Below are 24,472 nucleotides of genomic sequence, written 5' to 3' on the forward strand. Positions count from 1 at the left end.
AAGTGATTTTTATTGCAGTTGTGCGGGCAGGGAACTGTAATCCAGCATATCCCGGTGTTTAAGGATCAGGCCGGAGCCGGTGCTGACCTTCAGTTCGGTAATACCATGGATAACGATCCACACGGGTTGTGGACCCAAGCCAAATTGTGGCCCTGACACCAGATAATGATAATCCCCGGTCAATACCACCCAGTTGCCAACAACCATATGGCTGGACTCAACGAAACGGATCTGAGCGACGCCCTGCTGTGACTGGCGCAGAAAATCAATAATGGCTTTACGGCCATTGAGGTGCTGGCCGTTGCCCTGCACGCCGGCGGTCGGGTCTTCAAAAACTGCATCGTAGTGATACAACTGTTCCAGTTCGCCATAATTCATGGCGGTGTAGGCTTTCATGTAGCGGTCAGCCAGCTGCAGTGCGGTTTCTGCCTGGCTAAAGGGGCTTAGCAGCAGCATGGCAAGGGCCAGCCACTTGAAGAATAAAGTCGGTTTCGTCATGGCAGGCGCAGTGTGCCAGAGCCTTGCGAGGCTGCCAAGCCTATGACAGTGAAGGGCGCGTCAGATGGTGCTTTTAGCACCGTCAGTGCGCTTCGGGCTGCTTTGCTTCTTGCCAGCCTTGCCAGTCGCCTTGCAGATGGTGCACCTGGCTGAAGCCCCGGCTTTCCAGAGTGTTGATCACCAGTGCGGCACGCCGGCCGGTACGGCAATAAACCACTACCGGGCGATGGCGGTATTGCTCCAGTTTACCCAGGCGCTTGAGGATCTCGGTATCCGGAATGTTAATGGCGCCGGGTATATGGCCTTCGGCATAAGCCGTCGGTGCGCGTAGATCGATGACCAGTGGTTTAGGGGTCATGGCTTGTAGCTGCGCCTGAGTGATCGGGGTAGCGGCCCACAATGATGGGCTTAGCAGTAGCAGAACCAGCAGTGATCGGCGCATGGCAAGGCTCCTAAATGGCCAATAACAATACGCAGATAATAAGCACAGTGCCGAGCTCGGCGCCAGTAGCGAGCCGACCCAAGCGTAATAATTGCTGTGACGTTGGCGTTACAGGTGGCCCCAATCGAGGCCTGCTGATTTTACGGCCGGCCAGTTTGAGCGGCCCGCCGAGCTGACACTGCAAGGCGTTCGCCAAAGGTGCCAATGGCCAGGGGCGGCGCAGCAGGGCGCTAGGGCTTAGTGGTAATATCAGCCAGAACAGGGCCAGCGGTACTGCCAGTAGCCTAAGCCCGCGGGCCAGGCGCTGAGGCCAATAACCAAAGGAGTGAAAAGCGGGCTGGGCGGGGTGCCAGCTGTCGGTCAGTTGCCAGAATGCACGCAAGGCTAGTGCTGCCAAGCCAAACCCCAAACCACCTAACAGCACCAGCAGCAAACGCTCACAGCTGATGCGCCATTGCGCTTCTATGGCTGCTTTGAACAGCCCCTGTTCGGAGAGGCTTTGGGTATCGCGCCGACAGATACTGGCCAGCCACTGGCGGCCTTGCTGTTTACCGGCATACGCCAGTGCTGCCAGGCGGGCTGGACGAGCATCACTTAGCGCCAGATAAAAACCAATGACGTGCACCAGTTCTTGCAGTTCAGCACTGGCCTGAAGCAACCACAACAGCGCCAGCAGTGGCAGCATCACCAGTAAGGTGGCCAGTATCCCGGCCTGCTGACGGTAGCGTGCATCGCCATGATTAACCTTGCTGGCCAGTTGCCGGGCCAAGCGTTGGAGACTATGCCACAGTGCGTTGGCCGGCAGCCAGCGGCTGGCCGGCCAGGCCAGTAACGGCAGTAACTCAGGCCAGTTCACTGTCTTTGAGTTTGCTCACCATCGCCATCACCAGCTCGGCAGAGTGGGTGGCGGCTTTTTCCAAAAAGCTGTCAAACGACAGCGGTGATTCCTTACCGGCAATATCAGACAGGGCCCGGGTGATCACAAAAGGCACAGCAAACTGATGGCAGGTCTGGGCAATAGCGGCAGCTTCCATTTCCACGGCGATCATGGTGGGAAAAGCGGTCCGGGTGGCATCTACCCGGGCAGGGTCCGACATGAAAATATCGCCGGTGGTAATAAGGCCCGTTTTGGCTTTGTGGTGATCCATGGTGGCAATCACGTCCTGGGCAACGGCAACCAGCGTCGGGTGCGGTAAAAAGGCCGCCGGCATTCGCGGAACCTGGCCCAGCTCATAGCCAAAGGCGGTGACATCCACGTCGTGGTAGCGTACTTCGGAGGAAATCACCACATCACCCACTTCCAGGGTCGGGTCGAAACCACCCGCCGAGCCGGTATTGATAATGGCATCCGGCTGGTAGCGTTCAATCATCAGGGTGGTGGCAATTGCCGCTGCCACTTTGCCAATACCGGAGCGCATCAGCACCACGTCAACACCACTAAGCGTACCGGTGGCAATCTCGCAACCTGCGACGGTTTCAAGCTGCAGATCCTGAAGCTGGCTTTGCAGCAGCGCCACTTCCTGTTCCATGGCGCCAATAATGCCGATTTTCATAAGGGGGAGTTTCTCCGGCTGGGTAAAAGTCCTAATGATAGCCTGTGCTTCAGGCTGCGGTCACCCCGCTATCAGTGGCAAAACGCCTCAGTATGGCTTCGGCGGCCTGGCGGCCTTGGGCAATAGCGGTCACTACCAAATCGGCACCCAGTACCATATCGCCACCGGCATAAATTTTCGGATGCAGGGTTTGCCCGTCGGGGGCCAGCACCCGGCCATGCTCATCTGCCATAACTCCAGCATCGGCCAGCCAGCCGGGTAAGCTTGCTTTAAAGCCTAAGGCGAGGATCACCGTATCGGCGGCGATCTCCCGCTCACTGCCTGGAACGGGCTCTGGGCGTCGGCGGCCGGAGGCATCGGCTTGCCCCAGTTCGGTTTGCTGAACGCGAATACCTGTCACCTGCCCCTGTTCCTGCAATATGGCCAGCGGCTGGTGGCAAAAGGCAAATTGCAGCCCTTCCTGCTCGGCAAAGAGCACTTCTTTTGGCGACCCGGGCATGTTGTCGCGATCCCGCCGGTATAACAGCGTCACTTCTGCCGCTCCCTGGCGCAGGGCGGTACGGGAGCAATCCATGGCAGTATCGCCGCCACCGACCACCACCACCCGTTTGCCTTGCTGGCTGAGGCGCAAGGCACTGTCACCCAATAACTGGCGGTTCTGGTCATAAAGGTAGTCAGCGGCTTTGAGTACACCGCTGGCGTTTTCACCGGGCAGGCCGGCGCTGACCGGTTGCGGCGCACCTAAGCCTAAAAAGACGGCGTCATATTCATCAAGCAGGGTTTGAAACGGCAAGTCGGTGCCAATACGGGTATTAAGAACGAAGCTGACGCCCATGTCCTCGAGTACCTGTTGGCGGCGCAGCAGCAGTGGTTTTTCCAGTTTGAACCCGGGAATACCTGTGGCCAACAAGCCGCCAATTACCGGCTCGGCGTCATACACGGTCACGGCCACGCCGCTACGTATCAAGTAGTCGGCACAGCCCAATCCGGCCGGGCCGGCACCGACAATGGCAACGCGCTGAGCGCTGGTGGGAACGGCGCTCAGATCCGGCCGCCAGCCGGCATCCAGCGCCAGGTCGGTAATATCCCGCTCCACCTGGCCAATGGTCACGGCGCCAAATTCGTCATTCAGGGTGCAGACACTTTCACACAACCGGTCTTGCGGGCAGACCCGGCCACAGACTTCCGGCAGCGGGTTTGTTTGGTGTGCCAGTTCAGCGGCAGCCAGGATGTTGCCTTCACTGGCCAGTTGCAGCCAACGCGGAATGGCGTTGTGTAAAGGGCATTTCCATTGGCAATACGGGGTGCCGCAATCCAGGCAGCGGTCAGCCTGTTGCTGGCGTTGTTCCGGGCTTTGCTGATCCTGTACTTCGGCAAAATTATGCACCCTTTTACTGGCGTCAACGATGGCGCCGGTTTGACGGGGCGTCGATAAAAAAAACAAAGGATCTTTCATGACACGGCCTCCGTCAGTTGCCCCTGCCAGCCTTGTGGGTGAACCAGTGTGAAGCGGGCTGGCCAGTCGCTGTCGGCCAGTAGTGTTGTGGCCATCACCGAATCAGTTAACTGCTGGTGGCGCTGCAACAGCTGGCGCACCTGCTCGGTGATGGCAAGCTGGCTGGCCAGAGGGCAGTAATCGACCAGCTCGCTGTTGATTGCTCTGGGGTCCAGATCCAGTACCACGGCCAGACCGCCGGTCATACCGGCGGCAAAGTTGCGGCCGGTCTTACCCAGCACCAGCACCAGCCCGGCGGTCATGTATTCACAGCCGTGATCGCCCACACCTTCGACGACGGCTGTGGCGCCGGCGTTACGCACGGCAAAGCGTTCCCCGGCTTGCCCCTGGGCGAAACACTCACCGCCAGTGGCGCCAAACAAACAGGTGTTGCCCATGATCAAGGTATCGGCGGCAACGAAGTGACTACCGGGCGGTGATGTCAGAATCAAGGTGCCGCCGGCCTGGCCTTTGCCAACATAATCGTTAGCATCGCCGACCAGTTTGATTTCCATACCCGGCAGGGTAAAAGCGCCAAAGCTTTGCCCGGCGGTGCCGCGAAAGTGCAAACGAATAGGTTCGGCGCTGCCGCTATCGCCCCATTGTTTGGCGATTTGGCCACTTAACTGTGCAGGCACGGTGCGATCGGTGTTGCAGATGCTGAAATGTGCCAGCCAGGGTTTATCGAGCGGCGCCTGCTGGCAAATCTGCTGGTTCAGGTCGCTTTCGCCTTGGTGTAGCACCACCTCGTAGTCAGGTGCTTTTGGCAGAGGGGCCAACAACACATCGCCAATGGCTTGGTCTGTAGCGGTGAGCAAATCCAGGCGGCCATGCAGTGCCGCCAGGTTTGGTACGCCCAGGCGGGCCAGGGTCTGACGAATTTCATCAGCCATGAGCCGGAAGAACGCTTCAACCTGTTCCGGCAGACCGTGGAAATGCTTGTCACGCAGCAGCGGGTGCTGGGTTGCTACGCCGGTGGCGCAATTATTGAGGTGGCAGATGCGCAGGTATTTACACCCCAAGGCCACCATTGGGGCGGTGCCAAAGCCGAAGCTTTCTGCGCCCAGTATGGCGGCTTTGACCACATCAAGGCCGGTTTTAAAGCCACCATCGACTTGCAATGTCACCGCATCGCGCAGTCCTTCTTGGATCAGGGCATGGTGGGCATCGATCAGTCCCAGTTCCCAGGGGCCGCCGGCATATTTAACCGAGGTCAGCGGGCTGGCGCCGGTGCCGCCGTCGTAGCCTGACAAGGTGATCAGATCGGCACCGGCCTTGGCAACACCACAAGCGATGGTGCCTACGCCACTACAGGAAACCAGCTTCACAGAGATCAACGCCTCTGGATTGACCGTTTTCAGGTCATAGATAAGCTGCGCCAGATCCTCAATGGAGTAAATATCGTGATGTGGCGGTGGCGATATCAGTGTGGTGCCTTCGGTAGCATGGCGCAGCTGGGCTATCTCGGTCGACACTTTATGTCCCGGTAACTGACCGCCTTCGCCGGGCTTGGCACCCTGGGCCATTTTGATCTGAATGACTTCGGCGGTTGCCAGGTATTCCGGGGTAACGCCGAAGCGTCCGGAGGCGACCTGGCGGATCTTTGAGCGGCCAAGGCTGCGGCGCCGTTCGGGTGCTTCGCCGCCTTCACCGGAGTTTGAGCGGCCACCGAGCCGGTTCATGGCAATAGCGAGCGCTTGGTGCGCTTCTGGCGACAGGGCACCGATACTCATGGCGGCGGTATCCATGCGTGGAAAAAGGGCTGTCGCTGCTTCCACCTGCTCGATGGGCAGGCCCTGGGGTGGGAACTTCAGTTGCAGTTTGTCCCGTAAGAAACTGTCACGGCCCTGATGCACTGCATCGCAATATTGCTGCCAGGCAGCCGCGTTGTTACCGCGTACGGCCTGTTGTAAGTGGCGTACCACTTCCGGGTGCCAGGCATGGTATTCCCCACCTGGCTGGTATTTCAGTAAGCCTCCGAGATCTAACGGTGCTGGCAGGAAACTGTGTTGTAACTGACGCAGGCTGTCGGCTTGCAACTCGGTAAAGGTTTTACCGCCAATGGGGCTGCGTAATGAGGGAAAACAGCGCTGGCATACTTCGTCAGCGAGGCCGAGCACATCAAACAGAGCCGCACCCCGGTAGGATGAGATGGTGCTGATGCCCATTTTCGAGAGAATTTTTTTCAGGCCGGCATCAATACCGTTGCGGTAGTTAAGCAGTACTTCCTTGAGCGGGGCCTGCAGGTGGCCGCTGTCACTTAATGCCGCCAGCGATTCAAAGGCCAGATAGGGATAAACCGCCGTGGCGCCCAACCCCAGCAAAACCGCGAAATGATGCGGGTCACGGACGCTGCCGGTTTCAATGAAGAGGTTGGTTTCAGTGCGGCGCTTGCTGGCCACCAGCCGTTCCTGTACCGCTCCTACTGCCAGCGGTGCCGGAATGGTCAGATGTTGGGGATCTATGTCGCGGTCGGATAACACCACTACCACGGCACCGTCTCGGGTCGCCTGTTCGGCTTGCGCACACAGTGTGCTAATCGCCTCCGCCAGAGGCTGGTCGCAGCTATAGGCCAGGCTGAGGATGTGGTGGGTCTTCTTTTCCAACAGTTGCCGTAGATCGGAATACAGCAGCACCGGCGATTTGAACTGGACCCGGTCAATGTGGCCGGAGGTTTCACAAAACACATTCTGTTCGGCGCCAATGTAGGTGGTCAGCGACATCACGTGGGCTTCACGCAAAGGGTCGATCGGCGGGTTGGTGACCTGGGCAAAGCGCTGGCGAAAGTAATCAAAAGGGCTGCGATACTGTTTGGATAAGGCGGCCAGAGGCGTGTCATCGCCCATGGAACCGACCGCTTCTTTACCGTCGCGGCCCAGTACCGCGACGATTTCAAACAATTCTTCACGGGTCAGGGAAAAATAGCGCTGCATTTGCCGCAGCTGTTGGTCGCTAAGATCGCGGATCCCGGCCTCAGCTGCCGAAAGTGCTTCAAACGGGGTCAATTTACTGTGGTTTTGGGTCAGCCAGTCACGGTAAGGGTGGCGGTTCGCCAGATCTTCATCAATATCTTCGGAGAACCAAATTTGCCCTTTATAGGTATCTACCGCCAGTAGCTGACCGGGGCCCACGCGACCCTTCGCCAGCACTTCATCTTCGGCGTAGTCCCAGATCCCTACTTCTGAGGCGAGGGTGATCAGGCCATCGGCTGTTTCTACCCAGCGGGCTGGGCGTAAGCCATTACGATCCAGCTGGCAGGCGGCAAAGCGGCCATCACACATCACTACACCCGCCGGGCCATCCCAGGGCTCCATGTGCATGGAGTTGAATTCAAAGAAGGCTTTGACGTCATCAGCCATGACCGGATCCTGCTCCCAGGCCGGGGGCATGATCAGTCGCATCGCCCGGAACAGATCCATGCCACCTGACAGCAACAGTTCCAGCATATTGTCCATGGCCTGGGAATCTGAGCCGGTGTCATCGATAAAAGGCTGAGCATCCTGCAGGTCTGGCAGCAGTGGCGAAGTAAAGTTATGGCTACGGGCCCGGGCCCAGTGGCGGTTACCACTGATGGTATTGATTTCGCCATTGTGCGCCAGATAGCGAAAAGGCTGTGCCAGTTCCCAGCGCGGCAAAGTATTGGTCGAAAAGCGCTGATGGAATAGGCACATGGTGGTATCCAGGCGCAGATCGGTCAGGTCCTGATAAAAACGCGGCAGATCGGCAGCCAGGGTTAACGCCTTATAGACCACAACCACACATGACAAAGAGGCTATGTAGGTTTGCTGCTGTTCGGCGCGCAGGCGGTTTTCTGCCCGGCGGCGGGCCATATACAGGCGCCGTTCCAGCTCACGTTTGCGCCATCCCGGAGGGGCATTGATCAGTACCTGCTCGATCACCGGTTGGCTATGACGGGCAATGTGACCCAAGACCGATGGGTCAACCGGTACTGGCCGCCAACCTGCCACGGTTAGGGTCTCCCGAGCCAGTTCCTCGGTGATGATGGCTTTGCTGCGAGCGCTATCAGTTGGCAGAAACAGTTGGCCAACGGCAAAGCGCTTGGCTAGGTGAAAGCCATTTTCTTCGGCAATGGCGCGGAAAAATTTGCTTGGGAGCGCCAATAACAGGCCACAGCCGTCGCCGGTACGGCCGTCGGCGGCGACACCACCACGGTGCTGCATGCGGGCAAGGCCCTGCAAAGCTAATCGGATCAGCCGGTGGCTGGCTTGCCCTTGCTTATGGGCAATCAAGCCAAATCCACAGTTGTCGTGGGCTTCAACCATCGCTGTCCACCTCCTTCATTTTTATGAGCTAATGGGCCATAAAAATTGTTAATGCTCAGTGCGGACTAGCCAAGTTAGCTTTAATGGCGTCATCTGGTCAATGTGAATTTGCATATATACGCATGTTAAGCTGCATATAATTTCTCTTCGCTATAAAGCTAACTTCTTTTTAGTCAAAGGCTTATTTGTTGTTTAGGGTGATGCGATGACGTTTTTGTGAATACGTAGGCAAAGACGGCACTATTCGCTGGTTTGCACTGCTGAGCAGCTCCGCGTATACAAAAAAGCGGCCCACAAACCGACGTTTTTATTGCAGAAGGTCACGTATTTTGCCCATTGCTGTAGCCAGGTAGCTGTAAAGGCAGCATTTTTTGTTATTTGCCGCTTTTTTACATTTGCTGGCAACTACCCACTCAAGGACAATAGCGGGCACGAAAAGGGGAGTGTGTTCTTATGATGACAGCCTGGGCGCAGAAGTTTACGGAGTTACTGACCCGTTTGGGGACAGTGCGCTTCAGTATCGCCCTGTTCAGCCTGATCCTGCTGATTTCCTTGGTGGGTACCAGCACTACGGACATTCTTTTTCACGGCAATATTACCGTTTACGACTTACTGACACCGCTGGTGCTCACCCTACTGACGGCACCCTGGCTGCTGTATTTTTTCCTGGAAATGATCACGCAACTGGAGTCCTCCCGCCGGCACCTGTTCAAACTGGTTGAACAGCTCGAGGAGCTCAGGGAACAAGACCGTGTCCTCAATGACAGTCTGAAAGATAAAGTGGAACAGCTGAACTTTGAGATTGAAGAGCGTAAAAAGGCCGAATTTGCCCGTCAGGATGCCATTGACCGGCTGAGCCTGGAGGTTGTCGAGCGGAAGAAAACCCAGGAATCACTGGGAGAGCAGACGGCGCTGCTGCGCTCCTTCATCAACTCCTCGCCGGACATGATTTACTTTCGCAGTGAAAAGGGCATTTTTTATGGCTGTAACAAAGCCGTAGAAGAGGTGACAGGCCGTAAGGAGCAAGAGCTGATAGGCCTGAGTCCTTTTGATGTCTATTCACACGACGTTGCCAGCCGTGCCATTGAAACGGATAAAGTGGTTTTTGAACAAAATCAGCCGGTTACCTACGAGCAGTGGTTGCAATATCCGGATGGCCGCAAGGCCCTGTTTGAAATGCGCAAGGTGCCATTTTACTCTGCGTCCGGGCGCCGCCTGGGGCTGCTGGGTTTTGGCCGCGATATTACCGAACGGAAAAAATCGGCAGACGCGCTGGAAAAAGCGGCGCGGGAGAAAACCCAGTTTATTGCCACGCTCAGCCATGAATTACGCACCCCACTGAATGGCATTGTTGGCCTGGCGCGTATGCTGCGTGACACACCGCTTAATGCCGAGCAGTCGTCATTCGTTAATACCATTTATGTTTCTGCCGAGACACTCGGCAACCTCTTTAACGACATCATTGATCTGGATAAAGCAGACCGGCGGCGCTTGTCGATTGTGCCGGAAGCCACGGATTTCCCCGGCTTTGTTAATGACATTTCGGTACTGGCGTCACTGATGGCACAACAAAAAGGTTTGCAGTGGCAATGCCAGTTACCGCCGCAGTTACCTTCTTATGTGCAGATGGATGCTACCCGCACCCGGCAGATCCTCTGGAATTTGCTGGGTAATGCCGTCAAATTCACCGAGACCGGCCATGTCAGCCTGACGGTAACGCTGGAGCAAAAAGGCGGCCAGCCGGTTGCTATCCACTACGCGGTAACTGACTCGGGGATCGGTATCCCCCAGGCCGAACAAGACAAAATCTTTGCCATGTATTACCAGGTTGAAGGTAGTGGCCGGCATGCCACCGGCACCGGTATTGGCCTTGCGGTCAGCCGCAATCTGGCCCAGGCCATGGGCGGGGAGCTGACGGTTCGCTCACAGCCGGGGCAGGGGGCAACTTTTACTCTCAGCCTGCCACTGAGCCCCTGCCAGGCTCCCCAGCCGGTCAGCGCTCCGGCGCAGTCGCCATTGGCGCTGACGGTGTTGCTGGTCGAAGACATTGAGCTGAACGTCACGGTAGCCAAAGCGCTGCTGGAAAAAATGGGCCATCAGGTGGTGGTGGCCATGACTGGCCAGGAGGCTCTGCAGGCCTGTCGGCAGCAGACCTTTGATTTAGTACTGCTGGACATTCAACTGCCAGACATGACCGGCTTTGAAGTCGCCTGTGCGCTGCGTGAGCAACCTCAGTTTGCCGAGTTGCCCATCGTCGCGTTAACGGCCAATGTCATCAAGGATAAAGACGAGTATCTGGAAAACGGCATGGACGATGCCATTTCCAAGCCCTTATCGGTAGCCTCGGTCACAGCCATCATTGATGAGTTTTATGGTGATCCTGGTGCCATGCTGGCCAACCGCCAGCACACTGAGGAAGCAGAAGACAGCCTGCTTGATACCGAGATCCTCAGCCAGTTTATTGATGCTGTTGGTACTGGCCCGATGCTGCAGTCAGCGAAGCTGTTTGCCGAACAAATGCCGGATTACCTGAAGGTGCTGGAATCCAACCTGATGGCGGGTGACAACAAAGCGGCCTGCGAAATGGCCCATAAAATCAAAGGCGCGGCGGCAGCCATTGGCCTGAAGCGTGTATCACAGCTGGCCAATCAGGCTCAGCATGGTGAAGCACCGGCCTGGCAGGAAAATATCCAGGACTGGGTGGATGAGATAAGCGACCACTGGCAAAGTGACCTGGCGCTGCTGGTGCAGTGGCTGGAAGAACGATAAAAAAAGCCGGCGGTTGCCGGCTTTTTTGTTAGTGGGTTTCGGTGGCGTCGATATCGCCGCAGAACCGATAACCTTCACCATGGATGGTGGCAATGATTTCCGGGGTTTCCGGTACGCTTTCAAAGTGCTTACGAATACGGCGGATGGTGACATCCACAGTGCGGTCGTGAGGCTTGAGTTCACGGCCGGTCATCTGCTTGAGCAGTTCTGCGCGGGTCAGGATCTTGCCGGGGTTTTCGATGAAAAACTGCAATGCGCGGAATTCACTGCGTGGCAGCTTGAAGCTGTCGCCTCTGGGGCTGATCAGCGAACGGCTGTTCACTTCCAGTACCCAGTGGTTGAATTTGTAGCGTTCAACTTCAGGCTGATCTTCCGGCTTGCCGGTCGACAGGGTACGGCCCAGCAGGTTACGGGCACGGATGGTCAGCTCGCGGGGGTTGAACGGTTTAGTGATGTAGTCATCGGCACCAATTTCCAGGCCGAGAATTTTATCGACTTCGTTATCGCGGCCGGTCAGGAAGATCAGCCCCATGTCTTTTTGCTCGCGAATTTCGCGGGCCAGCAACAGACCGTTTTTACCGGGCAGGTTGATGTCCATGATCACCATATCGATAGGGTGATTGGCCAGAACATCATGCATCTCATCGCCATCGCTGGCTTCTACCACCACATAGCCTTCGGCTTCGAAAAGGCTCTTCAGGGTGTTACGGGTAACTGTTTCGTCTTCAACAATCAGAATGTGTGGGGTCTGCATGGACATACCTAATTTTCGCCAAAAAAGTGCTTCAACCGCAGTAAAAAGGACAGTGGCACCGTAAATATGACCACAGCATCAGCCGTGGCGATGCAGGTTTCATGGCAACCACAAGCGGGCTATTGGAGTCCGGTTCCGCTAACAAAGTTCAGTCGATGTCACTACACCCTGAAATTGTTCAAAAAATCGTCCTTTCCATAAGGGCGTCGATTATAGGCTATGTAACAGTGGCCTAACAAGCAGCCGCTAGCGCGCAAAGCGCGGATATTCCGTTACACTGAAAAAAAACAATGTAACAGGAAGGTAAGGATGACCTTGTGGGCCAGCTATGAAAATGCCGTCTTCATGATGCCAAAGCCCTTTCCAAAGCGGTGGGACTTTGCCGTTATTACGGCCTGTAACCCCCGTAGCAAAGTACTCAGCGATCAGTTCAATGACAGCCGTGACCGGCAACTGGAAGCCGAACTGGATTTGGCCGGCCTTGATGCCCGGCCATTATGGGGCTGTTCGCCAGACTGGCAATACCGCGAGAAGTCGTGGGCGGTGCGGATGTCGCAAGCACAGGCGGAAGCGCTGGGCCGGCGGTTGGAGCAAAATGCCATTTACTGGGTCAGCCAGGATCTGCTGTATTTGGTGCCTTGTTTACTGCACTCCCGAGAGACTTGTGTACTGGGGCGCTTTTCCGAACGGTGCTACCAACCCTGAGGTGTAAATAAAAGAGCCCTTTTCAGCGCCGAGCCAATGCAGTACTTTCAGAGACTATCGGTTGCCACTTAGGAGACAACATGACAGCCTCTGTTGCCGCATTTCCTACCCGCCACCATCAGCCACTGGATCTGACGGTTCTGTTCAGTGCGGCTAAGGAAGCTTACCAGGCCGAGCCCTGGCCATCCCTTCGCGTTCGTCGCAAAAACCTGAAAACACTGAAAAAGATGTTGCTGGATAATCGCCAGACAATAGCGGATGCGATTGCTGCGGATTTTGGCCAGCGCAGTGAACAAGAAACACTGCTGGGTGAGTTGATGCCCGCGGTGGATGGCATCAACCATCATCTTCGGCACCTGGCACACTGGTTAGCCAGCGAACGCCGTCAGGTCAGTTTGCTGATGTGGCCAGCGCGCGCCAGGCTGGATTATCAGCCCTTGGGCGTGGTGGGCATCATGGTGCCATGGAATTACCCACTCTATCTGGCCATCGGCCCGATCACAGCCGCCTTGGCAGCCGGTAATCGGGTGTTGGTGAAAATGTCGGAGCATACGCCGCAAACCAGTGCGCTGCTGGCCAAGCTGGTAGGCCAGTATTTTGCTGCCGATTTGCTGCAGGTTGTGGAAGGTGATGCCAAAGTAGCAGCGGCGTTTTCCCGGCTGCCTTTTGATCATCTGTTGTTCACCGGCTCAACGGCCGTAGGCAAACAAGTGATGCGGGCCGCAGCTGACAACCTGACACCGGTAACGCTGGAGTTGGGGGGTAAGTCACCGGCGCTGGTGGCACCAGATATGCCACTGGCTGTAGCGGCCGAACGTATCTTGTTTGGTAAAGTCTTTAATGCCGGGCAAACCTGTGTGGCGCCCGATTATTTGCTGGTACCGGCCGGCCAGGGGCAGGCGATGGCAGATCTGCTGCTGACCCTGTTTGCGCGCTTTTATCCCAACTGGCGCACCCAGCCTCAGTACAGCAATATCATCAATGGCCATCAATATGCCCGTTTGCAGGGCTACCTGGATGAAGCCAAGCAAGCAGGTGCCACTGTACTGGCCCCAGGCGAGGCTGATGACAGCCACCGCCGTTTGCCGCTGACCATTGTGCTGGCGCCGAGCCATTCGCTGGCATTGATGCGCGAAGAGATCTTCGGCCCGATTTTACCGATCATTGAATATCAGCAACTTGATGAAGCCATTGCCTTTATCTGTGAGCGGCCGAGGCCATTGGCGTTTTACCCTTTCACTTACCGCAAAAGTACCGAACAAAAACTGCTCAAGGCCATCCATGCTGGCGGTATCTGCGTGAATGATACCTTGGTGCAGGTGGCCGCTGATGACTTGCCTTTTGGCGGCATCGGCCCGTCTGGCATGGGGCATTACCATGGCCGTGAAGGGGTCTTGACCTTTTCGAAGGCCCGGCCAGTGTTGGCCAAAGGGCGGCTGTCCAGCACTAAGCTGGTTTATCCACCTTATCGGCAAGGCCTGTTACGGCTTTTGAGCCGCTGGCGGTTGCGCTGATGGAGCGGCGGCAATTTCTCAAGTTGGGTTTGGCCAGCTCACTGATGCTGACCGCCTGTGCGCCGAAACCGTCACCCGCGCAGCCTTTGTGGCAGGCACTGATTGGTGCGGTACTCAGTGCCTATCCCCAAGCGGACATCGGCGCGACCTATCAGCGTCTGCAACGACTGCTGGCGGTGTTACCGAAACGGGAGCAACAACAGTTACAACAGGTGTTGGGGTTACTGGATAGCCGCTGGTTTACCGGCCCGCTACTGGGCGTCTGGCATGGTACTGCGGCGGCGCCGGCAGCGGCCCTTGAGGCCATGAAGGACCACTGGCTGAAATTGCTTAACCTCGCCCATAACGCCTTGGTGCAGCTGATTTGTTTGGCTGCTTTTGCTGACCCGGTCCTACAGCGCCAGACCGGTTACCCCGGCCCGCCTTATGCCAAACAACTGTTGGGAGCCGGTTTTGATAGCTGATCCTATTGCCCAGGGGCTGGCGTCAGGCTGGCGGGTGTTACCAGGTGATGAAGCCCATCAACTGACTGAGCACTTCGATGTCATTATTGTTGGCTCCGGGGCCGGTGGCGGGGTGAGCGCAGAAGCGCTTTGTGCCGCAGGCCTAAAGGTGCTGATGATAGAAATGGGGCCGCTGAAATCCTCCCGTGATTTTCGGATGAATGAGGCACAGGCCTATCGCGATCTCTATCAGGATAATGCGCTGCGGCAGACGAAAGATGGCGCCATCTCGATATTGCAGGGGCGGGCAGTGGGTGGCTCTACTCTGGTGAACTGGACATCCAGCTTCCGAACGCCAGCGCCTACCCTTGCCCGCTGGCAGCAGATGGGCGTTGAACTGGGAGACATGTCACCCTGGTTTGCTGCTATGGAAAAGCGCCTGGCAATCCACCCCTGGCCCCTGCCACCGAATCAGAATAATGCTGTGCTGGCCCGCGGTTGTGAAAAACTGGGGCGCAGTCATGGTGTGATCGCCCGCAATGTAAAAGGCTGCTGGAATTTGGGGTACTGCGGTATGGGCTGCCCGACCAATGCCAAGCAGTCAATGTTGCTGACCACCATCGCCAGCGCCCTGGAGCAGGGCCTGACGCTACTGCATAGCGCACCGGTTGAACGGCTGCTGGTGGCGGCGAAAAAAGTGCAGGGCGTGAAGCTGCGTAATGGCCAAGAGTTAACGGCCAAGCATGTCTTTTTATGCGCTGGAGCTATAGGCAACCCGGCAATTTTACTGCGCTCGGGTCTGGAAGATGATGCAGGCCGAACCGGCGCGCGCACTTTTTTGCACCCGGTAGTGATGAGCTTTGCGCAGTTCGATGACGAAATCAGCCCCTATTATGGCGCACCGCAGTCCGTGTTCAGTGACCACCACCAGTGGTTGCAGGCCGATCAGGGCTTCAAACTCGAGGCCATACCTCTACACCCGATGGTGACATCGGCGTTGCTGCGTCGCCGTGGCCAGGCGCTAGCCACAGAACTTAACCGTTTACCCCATACTCAGGGGCTGATCGCTCTGATCCGTGATGGCTTCTCGCCAGCGCTGGCCGGTGGCAGGGTCAGCCTGGACGACTATGGGCAACCGCAGCTGGATTACCCGCTGACTGAACCATTGTTCCACTTGTTTAAGTCAGCCCTTAAAGAGATGATGCTGATCCAGCAGGCCGCTGGTGCCCGCCAGTTATTACCGCTGCACCTGGATGCCAAGCCGTTGCCCGCTACCGAGGCGCTGGCAGCATTGGATGAATTGCCGATGCAGGCTCAGCGACTGGCTATATCTTCTGCCCACGTGATGGGGGGCTGCGCCATGGCGGCCAGTCCGGCCCAGGGCGTTTGTGACAGTCAGGGGCGGCATTTTGGGGTGACGGGGTTATGGATCAACGATGGTAGCCTGTTCCCCACCAGTATCGGCGCCAACCCACAGTTAAGCATTTACGGCCTGGCCAAAAGGAATGTGAGTATTTGGTTGAATGGACAAAAGTAACGACAAACACCGTTGTGTGGCCTTAAGTGAACTACAGCCGGGAGACTATGTTGTCAGCATTAAAGGCACCCGTACTTTTCGCCTGAAGCAACCTGGCTACATGGACTCAGAGGCGGCCATGCAGGTGTTGTGGAACGCTGGCGTAACCCATGTCTGGATAGACCCTGAGCGTTCCCGCCAAGAAAACGTGACACCACCAGAGCCGGCTGCGGCACCTGAAGAACCCACCGATTTTGACTCACTGGCACAATCCCGGGCGCTGTATCTGGAAGCGCGGGAAATCATGGCCCGGTTTTACGACATGGTGCGTGATGGTGTCTTGCCGAATGTTGAGCAAGCGCAGCAGTACGCCAGCCATTTTGTCGAAGGGGTGTTCAGTAACCCTACCACCCTAGCTTGTTTGACGCGGATCCGCGAAAAAGACGCTTATTTGATGGAGCACAGCCTCAACGTCAGCATCCTGATGGCGTTGTTTGCCCGGCACCTGGGGATCGACAAAAAAACCACAGAAATCCTGGCATTGGGCGCCTTACTGCATGACATCGGTAAAGTACGGGTGCCAGAGTCTATCTTGATGAAACCGGGGCGGCTGAGCGACGACGAGTTTGAGATCATGAAAAGCCACGTCACCCATGCGGTCAGTATGCTCGAAGAGCAAGGTGAAGGCTTACCGGCACTGGTGATGGATGTGGTGGCTAATCACCATGAACGTCTGGACGGCGAAGGCTACCCCAAGGGTTTGAAGGCTGGCCAGCTGTCGCGCTATGCCCGCATGATCAGTATTGTCGATGTCTATGACGCCCTGACGGCAGAACGTGTCTATAAACCGGCTATGCCGCCGACCAAGGCATTACGGCTGCTGCTGGATTTGTCCGGTGGCCACTTTGATCGGGTGCTGGTGGAGCAGTTTATCCGCTGTATCGGTGTCTACCCGGTTGGCTCATTGGTGCGCTTAACATCAGGCCGCTTGGCGGTTGTCACCAAGGCCAACGAGCAAACGCCGGTGAAGCCTCAGGTGAAAATTATTTTTAATACCCGTAATCAGTCTCGCATTGCCCCTGAAGAACTGAACCTGCTGTTTAGCCGCGATAAAATTGAAGGTGCCGAAGACCCTACCCCCTGGGGCCTGAACATCAACGAATTTATCACCGCCGAAGGATAAGTTGCTCGGTTATTGCCAGCTCCGCTATGACAGTGTGGCACAGTGATCTTGCCCAGCTTACCGCCCTTGTCGTGTTAGAATGCGCGGCCAGTCAAGGGGGGAGCTGATGAGCGATTACGACAACCGGTTTGGTGGCATAGCCCGTCTTTATGGGCAAGATGCCGCTGCCATATTGCGTGCCAGCCATGTACTGGTTGCCGGTATTGGCGGGGTCGGTACCTGGGCCGCAGAAGCGCTGGCCCGCAGTGGCGTTGGAGCCATTACACTGGTGGATATGGATGATATCTGCACCACCAATACCAACCGCCAGATCCATGCCTTGGCGAGCACCATTGGCCGTCCGAAGACAACCGTCATGGCTGAGCGCATCCGTGATATTAACCCGGACTGCCGGGTGACGGCGGTGGATGATTTTGTAACCCCGGATAATGTCCCTGAACTCCTTGCCGGCGGCTTTGATTATGTCATTGATGCCACTGACAGCCTGGGCGCCAAAGCGGCGATGATTGCCTGGTGCAAGCGTAATAAAGTGCGTATTGTCACCATCGGTGGAGCCGGCGGCCAGGTTAACCCGACCCAGGTACAGGTGGCCGATCTCACCAAGACCATCCAGGACCCACTGGCGCGTAAACTGAAAGAGCGCTTGCGCCGCGTCTATCATTTTTCCAAAACCCGTAAGTTTGGCGTCGATTGCGTGTTTTCCTCGGAAGCCCTGAAATACCCGCAACCGGATGGCAGTGCCTGTACCAGCAAGCAGGCGCAAGGGTCCATGCGCATGGACTGTGCCTCGGGGTTTGGCGCCAGCATGGTGGTGACCGCCACCTTTGGCTTGGTAGCCGTTGCCCGGGTGCTTGAAAAGCTAACCGGCGTAAAAGGTTAGCCTAGCTCGGCGTGAATAGCGGCCAGCATGGCATAAAGGCCATTCGACCGGCTGGGGCTGAGAAAACCGGTTAGCCCGGCTGCTTCAAAGGCGGCGCGGGCATCCACATGGCGGGCCTGGTTGGCATCGAGACCTTCGTACAAGTCGGCCAATAGCATCATCAAGCCTTTGACAATACGAGCCTCACTGTCGCCTCGCAGGTGCAATTTGCCGCCCTGCCATTCGACGCGCAGCCAGGTGCGGGCTTCGCAACCGCGCACGGCATCGTTATCGGTTTTATCGGCCAGTACTGGCAGCGCTCGAGCCTGCTGCAATAAAAAGCGGGTACGGCCTTCGAAGTGTTTTTCCTGAGCGAACTGGGCCAACAGGGTCATGCCATTTCCTCAAACAAAGCCAGGCCCTCGGCCAGGGCTGACAGCAGTTGTTCAACCTCGGCCAAGGTGTTGTAAGGGGCCAGAGCGATACGCAGGGAACCGCTGAGCCCCAGCAACTGATGCAGAGGCTGGGTGCAGTGGTGGCCGGCCCGTACCGCGATGTTGCGTTCGGCCAGATAATGGGCCAGGTCACTGTGGTGTACCTGGCGGCTGGCGATGGATACCAGGCTGACCCTCTCACCACGGCCGAGTATCTGTATGGGCAACTTAGCTAAGCCGCTCAGTAACCGTTCGCTCAGTGCCTGCTCATGGTAGCGAGCATCGATGCTGCTCAACAGGCTAACGGCTTTAGCCAGGCCAACGATTTCGGCGATAGGCGCTGTTCCGGGTTCAAGCCGGTGTGGCAAGGCATTGAAACTGACGTCGCTGAAGCTGACCTTGTCTATCATCTCGCCACCAGCCAGGACCGGTGTAAGGGCCTCCAGCGCGGCTAGGCGCCCGGTTAGTACGCCCACGCCCGTTGGCCCGAACATCTTGTGGCCGGAAAAGGCGTAAAAATCGCAGCCCATTGCGGCGATGTCTACGGGCAAGTGTGCCACTGCCTGAGCGCCGTCTATAACGCTCAGGGCTCCCGCTGCCCGAGCCCATTCGCATATTTCCTGCACCGGGTTAATGAGCCCGAGGGTGTTGGATACATGGCAACAAGCCACCACTTTCGGTTGCCTTGCCAGCAGCGTTTTGAACGCAGTCATATCCAGATTGGCGTGTTGATCCAGCGGAATAATATCGATGATGGCGCCGGTACGCTGGGCCAGTAGCTGCCAGGGCACAAGGTTGGCGTGGTGTTCCATGGCCGATATCAGTAATCGATCACCGGGTTGCAGCTGTGCGGCCAGACCCAGTGCCACGAGATTAATGGCGCTGGTTGTGCCGCTGGTAAAAATCACCGCTTCGCGGTGGCTTACACGCAGCCAGCGGCGAATGATGTCGCGACTGATTTCCAGTTGCTCGGTTGCCTGCCGCGCCCAGGGGTAACTGGCCCGATGGGCATTGGCGCGATAGTGGTGGTAATAATCGGCCATGGCGGTCAGTACCGGCTCGGCGGTTTGGGTGCTGGCGCCGTTATCTAGGTAAAGCGGCGCATCCGGTTGCCTGAGGCTGGGAAACAGAGCTCGAAAAGCGGGTTGGTCAAACATGGCTGTAGTCTTTACCGACACAATGCGGCGATTGTCGGCAATGGTGCCGCCCGGTGCAAGTCAGCAAGCCAGCTGAATACGGTTGCGGCCAGCAGCTTTGGCCTGATACATGGCTTTGTCAGCCCGGGCCAGGACCCGAGACAACCGCCGATCATTGCCGCTAACTTCGGTAACACCGGCGCTAAGAGTGATGCGAAAGGGCGTGCCTTGCTCACAAAAAGTACAATTTTCTAGCGCCTGGCGAATGGTATCGGCAATATCCAGGGCGCCATGTTGCGGGGTGTCGGTCAACAGCAGCACAAATTCCTCACCGCCCAGGCGGCCGGCGTGGTCGGTGGCCCGCAGGCGTTCCTTGAAGATATCGGCCATTGCGCTCAGCACCTTGTCACCTGCAGGGTGGCCAAAGTTGTCGTTAACTTCCTTGAAGTGGTCGAGATCAATCAATACCAATGAAAAGGTGCGCTGGTAACGCTGAAAGCGCTGAAATGCTTCTTCCATGGCATCAAGAATGTGGCGGCGGTTAGCCAACCCGGTCAGTTCATCGGTAATGGTCAGCTGGCGCAATTTGTCTTCCAGCGTTTTTCGCTCGGTGATATCGATGATCATGCCGTACCAACTGATGGTGCCGTCGGGGCTGGCTTCGGGGATGGAGTTACCTTCCAGCCAGTGAATACCATCGTCCAGCGTTACCCGGTATTGCTGCTTCCAGGGGGTTAAGTTTTTGGCTGACTGGAAGATGGAGTCATAAATGCGGGACAGATCCTCTGGATGCACAATTTGCTCCAGCACCCGGGCGTCATCCATCAGTGCCTGGGGAGAAACACCATAGATATGCTTGGCCTGATCACTGACATAGGGAAAAGTAATATGACCATCAGGGCGCATAGTGAACTGGTAAATAATGCCCGGAATGGTATGGGCCAGCTTGCTCAGGCGTTCTTGCGCCAACTGACTTTCTGTCACATCAATATGAGTGCCGCGCATCCATAACGGCTTACCGCTTTTCGTTCTAGCTACCACTTTGCCGCGGTCATGGATCCATACCCAATGCCCTTTTTTATGGCGCATTCGGCAAATCGCATCATAGTAGGGGTAGTCGCCAGCAATATGCTTTTGTAGCTTCAGCATGGCGGTTTCCAGATCGTCAGGGTGGCAGCGTTCCGTCCAGGTACTGAATGTCAGTGGCTGTAACTCAGCCAGGCTGTAGCCGAGCATTCTGGCCCAGCGCTCATCAATATCGACCTGATTGGATAGCAGATTCCACTCCCAGGTGCCGGCGCGGGTGCCTTCAAGGTAGGTTTTGAGTTTACTGGCTTGTTCCTGAAGTTGTTGCTGGGCGTCAATATTATCGGTGATGTCAGTGAGTGTTATCAGCAAGCCAATACAGCGTTGTTGTTGGTCTGTCAGGGTATGGGCTGCAACAAGAAGATGGTGGTTGCTTACATCCAGGCGCTGACGTGAAAACAGGGTGTTATGCCATTTTTTTGGTAATAGCTCGTTGATGGTGGGCAGGTAGTGGCTAAGGGGCGTTTTATCAGCAAGGTCGTGGCCTAATAGCCGTTGGGCAATACTGTTGAAGTAGACAATATTGCGGGCCAGATCAGTGACAATCAGGCCTTCACTCAGGTGCCCGCCGATTTGTGCAAATTCATCATTATTTTGGAAAAAATCAAACAAACGCTTCATGTTTATTGCCGTCAGCCAGTGGTTAACCAGTTAGCAGCAACCCTGGGCAGCAACATCAGCTCACGCATTGCCTCTACGCATTCCTTAGAGTATCCGGGTTGTCATTTCACGTGCTGTGAAAATGGGGGATGCCTATCTCCCACTATAGCAAAGGCTACTCAAGGTGTGGGTAGTGCCAGGGGCTATTTTGGTTTTTGCCAGTCTTGTACACCATAGGGGCCAGTAATGTCTTGAGTTCCCCAGTTTTTCGTAGATCTTTCATGCCCTTGGTGAGCCATTTCGCATAACGAGTAGAATGCATTTTAGTAGGGGAGAAGGCGACATAAACGTCACTGAAAGCGGCGGCCAGTGCAGTATTTCCGGCGGCCTTGATGAGCGCTTGTGCCGGGTGCCGGCGGAGCTAGTACTGCATCACCGAGCGGTCTTCGAGCAAAATATCCACGTTGGCGTATTCGAGCATGGCGATGCCATTGGCCAGAGGCGTTTGACCGTACAATCGAACAATATTTTTCTGATGCTCCGGGTTGTCCAGATAGCGTTCAATCTCCGGGCCATAACCGTAACCGGCAATGATCGCCAGGCGTTTACCGCGCAGGGATGCTGGCCCTTGGTAACGCCAGGAAGAGCCTTTGAGTACCCAAAAGACATTCTGCATTTGACCCTGTGGTAACTCAGGGAAGATAAAACCTTTGGCTTCCATGCGGGAGGCACCAATGACACCGTCATAGTCACCGGCTTTGGCCCCTTTCAAGGCTCTGACCCAAGGCACTTCCAGATAACGGACAGTAACACCGTGTTTGGCCAGTATTTTGCGGGCAATATCTACCATGAAGCCGGCGTTTTTGCTGTCAGCCAGGCAGTTATAAGGGCACCAGGGATCTGCTGCCAGTGTGATTGTGGTGGGTTTGGCATGCAAGGGAGCAATAAACAGCAGGAAACACAGCAGCAAGGGGCGCATTTCCGGTCACTCGTGCAAGGTAAAATGCGCATAAGTATAGAAAGCTGAAGCGGCTTTGGAAGATAACACGTAAAGGCTCTATCGATACTATGCGAGCTGCTTGTAAGTGCTCGGTATAAAAAAGCCGGCCCTGTAACGGTGCCGGCTTTTAGGGGGGAGCTGCCATATCAATCAGGTTTTAAAACGCCCCACCAGGCGCACCAGTTCCTCGGCATGGCCAGCCAGTGAGGCACTGGAAGACGAGGTCTTGACCGCATCGGCGGCAGTTTGTTCGGCCACCTGGCTGATGTTGTTGACGCTCTTGTTTATTTCCTCGGCCACGTGCGATTGTTCTTCGGCGGCGGTGGCTATCTGGGTACTCATCTGTGAGATGGTGTCCATGGACTGGGTGATTTCCTGCAACACCTCACGTACCCGATTGGCCTGTTCCTGGCTTGCCTGCGCGCGGCCGGCACTGCTTTCCATGGCGCGAACGGTTTCACCGACACTGCCTTGCAGGCTTTCGATCATCTCGTGGATTTCTTCGGTGGATTCCTGGGTACGCCTTGCCAGACTGCGCACTTCGTCGGCGACCACAGCAAAACCTCGGCCTTGTTCGCCGGCTCGGGCCGCCTCAATGGCGGCATTGAGCGCCAGCAGGTTAGTTTGTTCGGCAATGCCGCGGATCACATCCAGGACGGTACCTATTCGTGTGCTGTCTTTATCCACGCGCTGTACTATTGCTGAAGCAGCCTGTACTTCATTTACCAGGTCACTAATGCTGGCCACAGCACCGGCAACCACCTGCTGACCACGCTCAGCCTGCTTCTCGGCATCCTCGGCAGAGTGAGCAGTAGAAGCGGTGTTTTCGGCCACTTCATGCACAGTGGAGGACATTTCGGTCATGGCTGTGGCAATTTGAGTGGTTTCCAGCTGCTGATTGCGAATAGCCTCGCTGGTGTGTTCGGCAGTGGTGGCCAGTTCTTCGGCGGCAGCACCGACGGACTTCACGGAGCCGGTCACCTGCACTACCAGCTCGCGGACACTGCGCACGAAGCGGTTGAAGCCGTCTGCCAGCATGGCAACTTCGTCTTGGCCGTCTACTGGCAATTCCTTACTAAGATCGCCATCGCCTTCAGCGATTTCGCGCATGTACTGAGTCGTGCGCACCAGCGGGTTAACCACGTTGCGGCTGATGAAGTAGATCAGGATGCCACCGATCAAGATGCCACCAATACCCATGGCCAGCATCACATTGCGCATGAACTCGATTTTCTGAACGTAGAAGGTACGGTCTTTGGCGACCTGCAGTACGCCAATGGGCTTACCGGCATAATCTTTGATTACGTCGGCATAGACGGCCACCGGGGTATCGTTAATTCTGTCTTCAATGATTGTGGAGCCGTGACTGAACACGGATTGTAGTTGCTGTTCGGTCAGTACACTTGGTTTGCCCAAGGTGCTGGCGAAAGGTTCCATACCGCCATCCCGTTTCAGGTGCAGGGCCAGCATCACATTGTGTGCTTTGGTGTAATCATCAAAGAAACTTTGCCCAAAGGACATGCCAAACTCTATGGAGCCGACATGCTTACCATCTGCTGAAATTGGCGCAATGCCACGTACACCCAAACCGGCTTTACCAATCTCCAGGCCATGTATCGGTTTATGGATAGTGTTGGTTTCCACCACTGTGGCACGCAGACTCGACAAATCATCCCCAAATTTGCCTGGCTGGTGTACGCGCAGGAAAGACGTTGCCGGCGGTAGATGAAACTGGAACTGCCGCACACCAAAGTCTTGTTTTAGTGTGTTAAAGCCTGGTACGAACATGTCAGCAAGGTGCTGACGGTCGCCTGTGGCTATGTCTTTTTGTACCGCTGGAATACCGGCCACCAGTGTTGCCATTGCCTCAGCAGCACTGCCTTGGCTGGCAATGGATGCCTGCACGTTATCGAAAATACTGGCAAGTTCACGCCGTTCGGCATCGTCCAACAGTTGCAGAACGCTGGCGTAAATGAAGCTGAACACCAAGACGGTGGCGATAACGCCGCCGCCCACCACAGTACCGACGAAACGCGGCACGATACGAATCTGTCTGAGCATGCTTAGATGTCCATTTGCAGGTTAAATCCATATCGACCCAGCATTACAGAACTTTAACGGTTGATTTACTGATGCGGGGCTTGCTGATGCCCTGCCAATAAGCAGGCACCTCCGGGCATATAGCGCAGTTTCAATACCACA

At 56.2% G+C, this 24,472-nt stretch carries 19 protein-coding genes; 7 read left to right on the forward strand and 12 right to left on the reverse strand.

The features are described from left to right. Positions 1 to 9: 9 nt before the first annotated feature. The 6 genes from WDB70_RS02550 to gltB form a co-directional block, all read right to left on the reverse strand. On the reverse strand, positions 10 to 498 hold the full coding sequence (locus WDB70_RS02550) for a nuclear transport factor 2 family protein (RefSeq protein ID WP_406666305.1): 489 nt from the start codon (positions 496 to 498) through the stop codon (positions 10 to 12). 82 nt (positions 499 to 580) lie between these two features. Next, a complete protein-coding gene (locus tag WDB70_RS02555) occupies positions 581 to 940 on the reverse strand; it encodes a rhodanese-like domain-containing protein (RefSeq protein WP_406666307.1) in 360 nt (119 codons plus the stop codon). Between the two features lie 10 nt (positions 941 to 950). Then, positions 951 to 1,796, reverse strand: coding sequence for a cobalamin biosynthesis protein (locus WDB70_RS02560; protein WP_406666309.1), 846 nt, complete (start codon positions 1,794 to 1,796; stop codon positions 951 to 953). After that, complete coding sequence (mtnN, locus tag WDB70_RS02565) at positions 1,783 to 2,493, reverse strand: 5'-methylthioadenosine/S-adenosylhomocysteine nucleosidase (RefSeq protein WP_406666311.1); 711 nt, start codon at positions 2,491 to 2,493, stop codon at positions 1,783 to 1,785. The genes WDB70_RS02560 and mtnN overlap by 14 nt, the downstream gene beginning before the upstream one ends. A 49-nt stretch (positions 2,494 to 2,542) precedes the next feature. Further along, a complete protein-coding gene (locus tag WDB70_RS02570) occupies positions 2,543 to 3,949 on the reverse strand; it encodes an FAD-dependent oxidoreductase (RefSeq protein WP_406666313.1) in 1,407 nt (468 codons plus the stop codon). Further along, the gene (gene gltB / locus WDB70_RS02575; RefSeq protein WP_406666316.1) at positions 3,946 to 8,271 is read right to left on the reverse strand and encodes a glutamate synthase large subunit; all 4,326 of its coding nucleotides are present in this window, start codon (positions 8,269 to 8,271) and stop codon (positions 3,946 to 3,948) included. Before gltB ends, WDB70_RS02570 begins: the two co-directional genes overlap by 4 nt. A gap of 453 nt (positions 8,272 to 8,724) precedes the next feature. Here gltB and arcB point away from each other — a divergent pair, with 453 nt between their 5' ends. Next, entirely contained in the window at positions 8,725 to 11,040 is a 2,316-nt protein-coding gene (gene arcB / locus WDB70_RS02580) for an aerobic respiration two-component sensor histidine kinase ArcB (RefSeq protein ID WP_406666318.1), read from the forward strand. A 28-nt stretch (positions 11,041 to 11,068) separates the two neighbouring features. Here arcB and arcA read toward each other — a convergent pair whose 3' ends face one another. Beyond that, entirely contained in the window at positions 11,069 to 11,794 is a 726-nt protein-coding gene (gene arcA, locus WDB70_RS02585) for a two-component system response regulator ArcA (protein ID WP_406666320.1), read from the reverse strand. 309 nt (positions 11,795 to 12,103) lie between these two features. Here arcA and WDB70_RS02590 point away from each other — a divergent pair, with 309 nt between their 5' ends. The 6 genes from WDB70_RS02590 (at position 12,104) to tcdA (ending at position 18,035) form a co-directional block, all read left to right on the forward strand. Next, complete coding sequence (locus WDB70_RS02590; protein WP_406666322.1) at positions 12,104 to 12,499, forward strand: DUF3293 domain-containing protein; 396 nt, start codon at positions 12,104 to 12,106, stop codon at positions 12,497 to 12,499. Positions 12,500 to 12,579: 80 nt separating this feature from the next. Beyond that, complete coding sequence (locus WDB70_RS02595) at positions 12,580 to 14,013, forward strand: coniferyl aldehyde dehydrogenase (protein ID WP_406666324.1); 1,434 nt, start codon at positions 12,580 to 12,582, stop codon at positions 14,011 to 14,013. Then, complete coding sequence (locus WDB70_RS02600; protein WP_406666326.1) at positions 14,013 to 14,477, forward strand: hypothetical protein; 465 nt, start codon at positions 14,013 to 14,015, stop codon at positions 14,475 to 14,477. The genes WDB70_RS02595 and WDB70_RS02600 overlap by 1 nt, the downstream gene beginning before the upstream one ends. Then, complete coding sequence (locus WDB70_RS02605) at positions 14,467 to 15,993, forward strand: GMC family oxidoreductase N-terminal domain-containing protein (protein WP_406666328.1); 1,527 nt, start codon at positions 14,467 to 14,469, stop codon at positions 15,991 to 15,993. Before WDB70_RS02600 ends, WDB70_RS02605 begins: the two co-directional genes overlap by 11 nt. Then, complete coding sequence (locus WDB70_RS02610) at positions 15,980 to 17,155, forward strand: HD-GYP domain-containing protein (RefSeq protein ID WP_406666330.1); 1,176 nt, start codon at positions 15,980 to 15,982, stop codon at positions 17,153 to 17,155. Before WDB70_RS02605 ends, WDB70_RS02610 begins: the two co-directional genes overlap by 14 nt. Before the next feature lie 106 nt (positions 17,156 to 17,261). Next, complete coding sequence (gene tcdA, locus WDB70_RS02615; RefSeq protein ID WP_406666332.1) at positions 17,262 to 18,035, forward strand: tRNA cyclic N6-threonylcarbamoyladenosine(37) synthase TcdA; 774 nt, start codon at positions 17,262 to 17,264, stop codon at positions 18,033 to 18,035. Here tcdA and WDB70_RS02620 read toward each other — a convergent pair. From WDB70_RS02620 to WDB70_RS02640, 5 genes are all read right to left on the reverse strand, one after another. Continuing rightward, complete coding sequence (locus WDB70_RS02620) at positions 18,032 to 18,409, reverse strand: SufE family protein (RefSeq protein WP_406666334.1); 378 nt, start codon at positions 18,407 to 18,409, stop codon at positions 18,032 to 18,034. The two genes, tcdA and WDB70_RS02620, sit on opposite strands and share 4 nt — an antisense overlap. Next, complete coding sequence (locus WDB70_RS02625; protein ID WP_406666336.1) at positions 18,406 to 19,605, reverse strand: aminotransferase class V-fold PLP-dependent enzyme; 1,200 nt, start codon at positions 19,603 to 19,605, stop codon at positions 18,406 to 18,408. Before WDB70_RS02625 ends, WDB70_RS02620 begins: the two co-directional genes overlap by 4 nt. 60 nt (positions 19,606 to 19,665) lie before the next feature. Then, the gene (locus tag WDB70_RS02630) at positions 19,666 to 21,291 is read right to left on the reverse strand and encodes a diguanylate cyclase (RefSeq protein WP_406666338.1); all 1,626 of its coding nucleotides are present in this window, start codon (positions 21,289 to 21,291) and stop codon (positions 19,666 to 19,668) included. Positions 21,292 to 21,691: 400 nt separating this feature from the next. Next, complete coding sequence (locus WDB70_RS02635; protein WP_406666340.1) at positions 21,692 to 22,249, reverse strand: substrate-binding periplasmic protein; 558 nt, start codon at positions 22,247 to 22,249, stop codon at positions 21,692 to 21,694. Positions 22,250 to 22,420: 171 nt separating this feature from the next. Beyond that, entirely contained in the window at positions 22,421 to 24,331 is a 1,911-nt protein-coding gene (locus WDB70_RS02640) for a methyl-accepting chemotaxis protein (RefSeq protein ID WP_406666341.1), read from the reverse strand. Positions 24,332 to 24,472: the final 141 nt, after the last annotated feature.

Origin of the sequence: Gallaecimonas aegicerasi (assembly GCF_045291545.1) — a bacterium.
In the GTDB taxonomy this organism is placed as follows: Bacteria; Pseudomonadota; Gammaproteobacteria; order Enterobacterales; family Gallaecimonadaceae; genus Gallaecimonas.

Bases quoted from the DNA above. Each gene is read 5' to 3' on its own strand.
- WDB70_RS02635 (WP_406666340.1), bottom strand. From the start codon at position 22,249: ATGCGCCCCTTGCTGCTGTGTTTCCTGCTGTTTATTGCTCCCTTGCAT.
- WDB70_RS02640 (WP_406666341.1), bottom strand. From the start codon at position 24,331: ATGCTCAGACAGATTCGTATCGTGCCGCGTTTCGTCGGTACTGTGGTG.
- WDB70_RS02590 (WP_406666322.1), top strand. From the start codon at position 12,104: ATGACCTTGTGGGCCAGCTATGAAAATGCCGTCTTCATGATGCCAAAG.
- arcA (WP_406666320.1), bottom strand. From the start codon at position 11,794: ATGCAGACCCCACACATTCTGATTGTTGAAGACGAAACAGTTACCCGT.
- WDB70_RS02600 (WP_406666326.1), top strand. From the start codon at position 14,013: ATGGAGCGGCGGCAATTTCTCAAGTTGGGTTTGGCCAGCTCACTGATG.
- WDB70_RS02570 (WP_406666313.1), bottom strand. From the start codon at position 3,949: ATGAAAGATCCTTTGTTTTTTTTATCGACGCCCCGTCAAACCGGCGCC.
- gltB (WP_406666316.1), bottom strand. From the start codon at position 8,271: ATGGTTGAAGCCCACGACAACTGTGGATTTGGCTTGATTGCCCATAAG.
- WDB70_RS02555 (WP_406666307.1), bottom strand. From the start codon at position 940: ATGCGCCGATCACTGCTGGTTCTGCTACTGCTAAGCCCATCATTGTGG.
- tcdA (WP_406666332.1), top strand. From the start codon at position 17,262: ATGAGCGATTACGACAACCGGTTTGGTGGCATAGCCCGTCTTTATGGG.
- WDB70_RS02550 (WP_406666305.1), bottom strand. From the start codon at position 498: ATGACGAAACCGACTTTATTCTTCAAGTGGCTGGCCCTTGCCATGCTG.
- WDB70_RS02595 (WP_406666324.1), top strand. From the start codon at position 12,580: ATGACAGCCTCTGTTGCCGCATTTCCTACCCGCCACCATCAGCCACTG.
- WDB70_RS02610 (WP_406666330.1), top strand. From the start codon at position 15,980: ATGGACAAAAGTAACGACAAACACCGTTGTGTGGCCTTAAGTGAACTA.
- arcB (WP_406666318.1), top strand. From the start codon at position 8,725: ATGATGACAGCCTGGGCGCAGAAGTTTACGGAGTTACTGACCCGTTTG.
- WDB70_RS02630 (WP_406666338.1), bottom strand. From the start codon at position 21,291: ATGAAGCGTTTGTTTGATTTTTTCCAAAATAATGATGAATTTGCACAA.
- WDB70_RS02620 (WP_406666334.1), bottom strand. From the start codon at position 18,409: ATGACCCTGTTGGCCCAGTTCGCTCAGGAAAAACACTTCGAAGGCCGT.
- WDB70_RS02625 (WP_406666336.1), bottom strand. From the start codon at position 19,605: ATGTTTGACCAACCCGCTTTTCGAGCTCTGTTTCCCAGCCTCAGGCAA.
- mtnN (WP_406666311.1), bottom strand. From the start codon at position 2,493: ATGAAAATCGGCATTATTGGCGCCATGGAACAGGAAGTGGCGCTGCTG.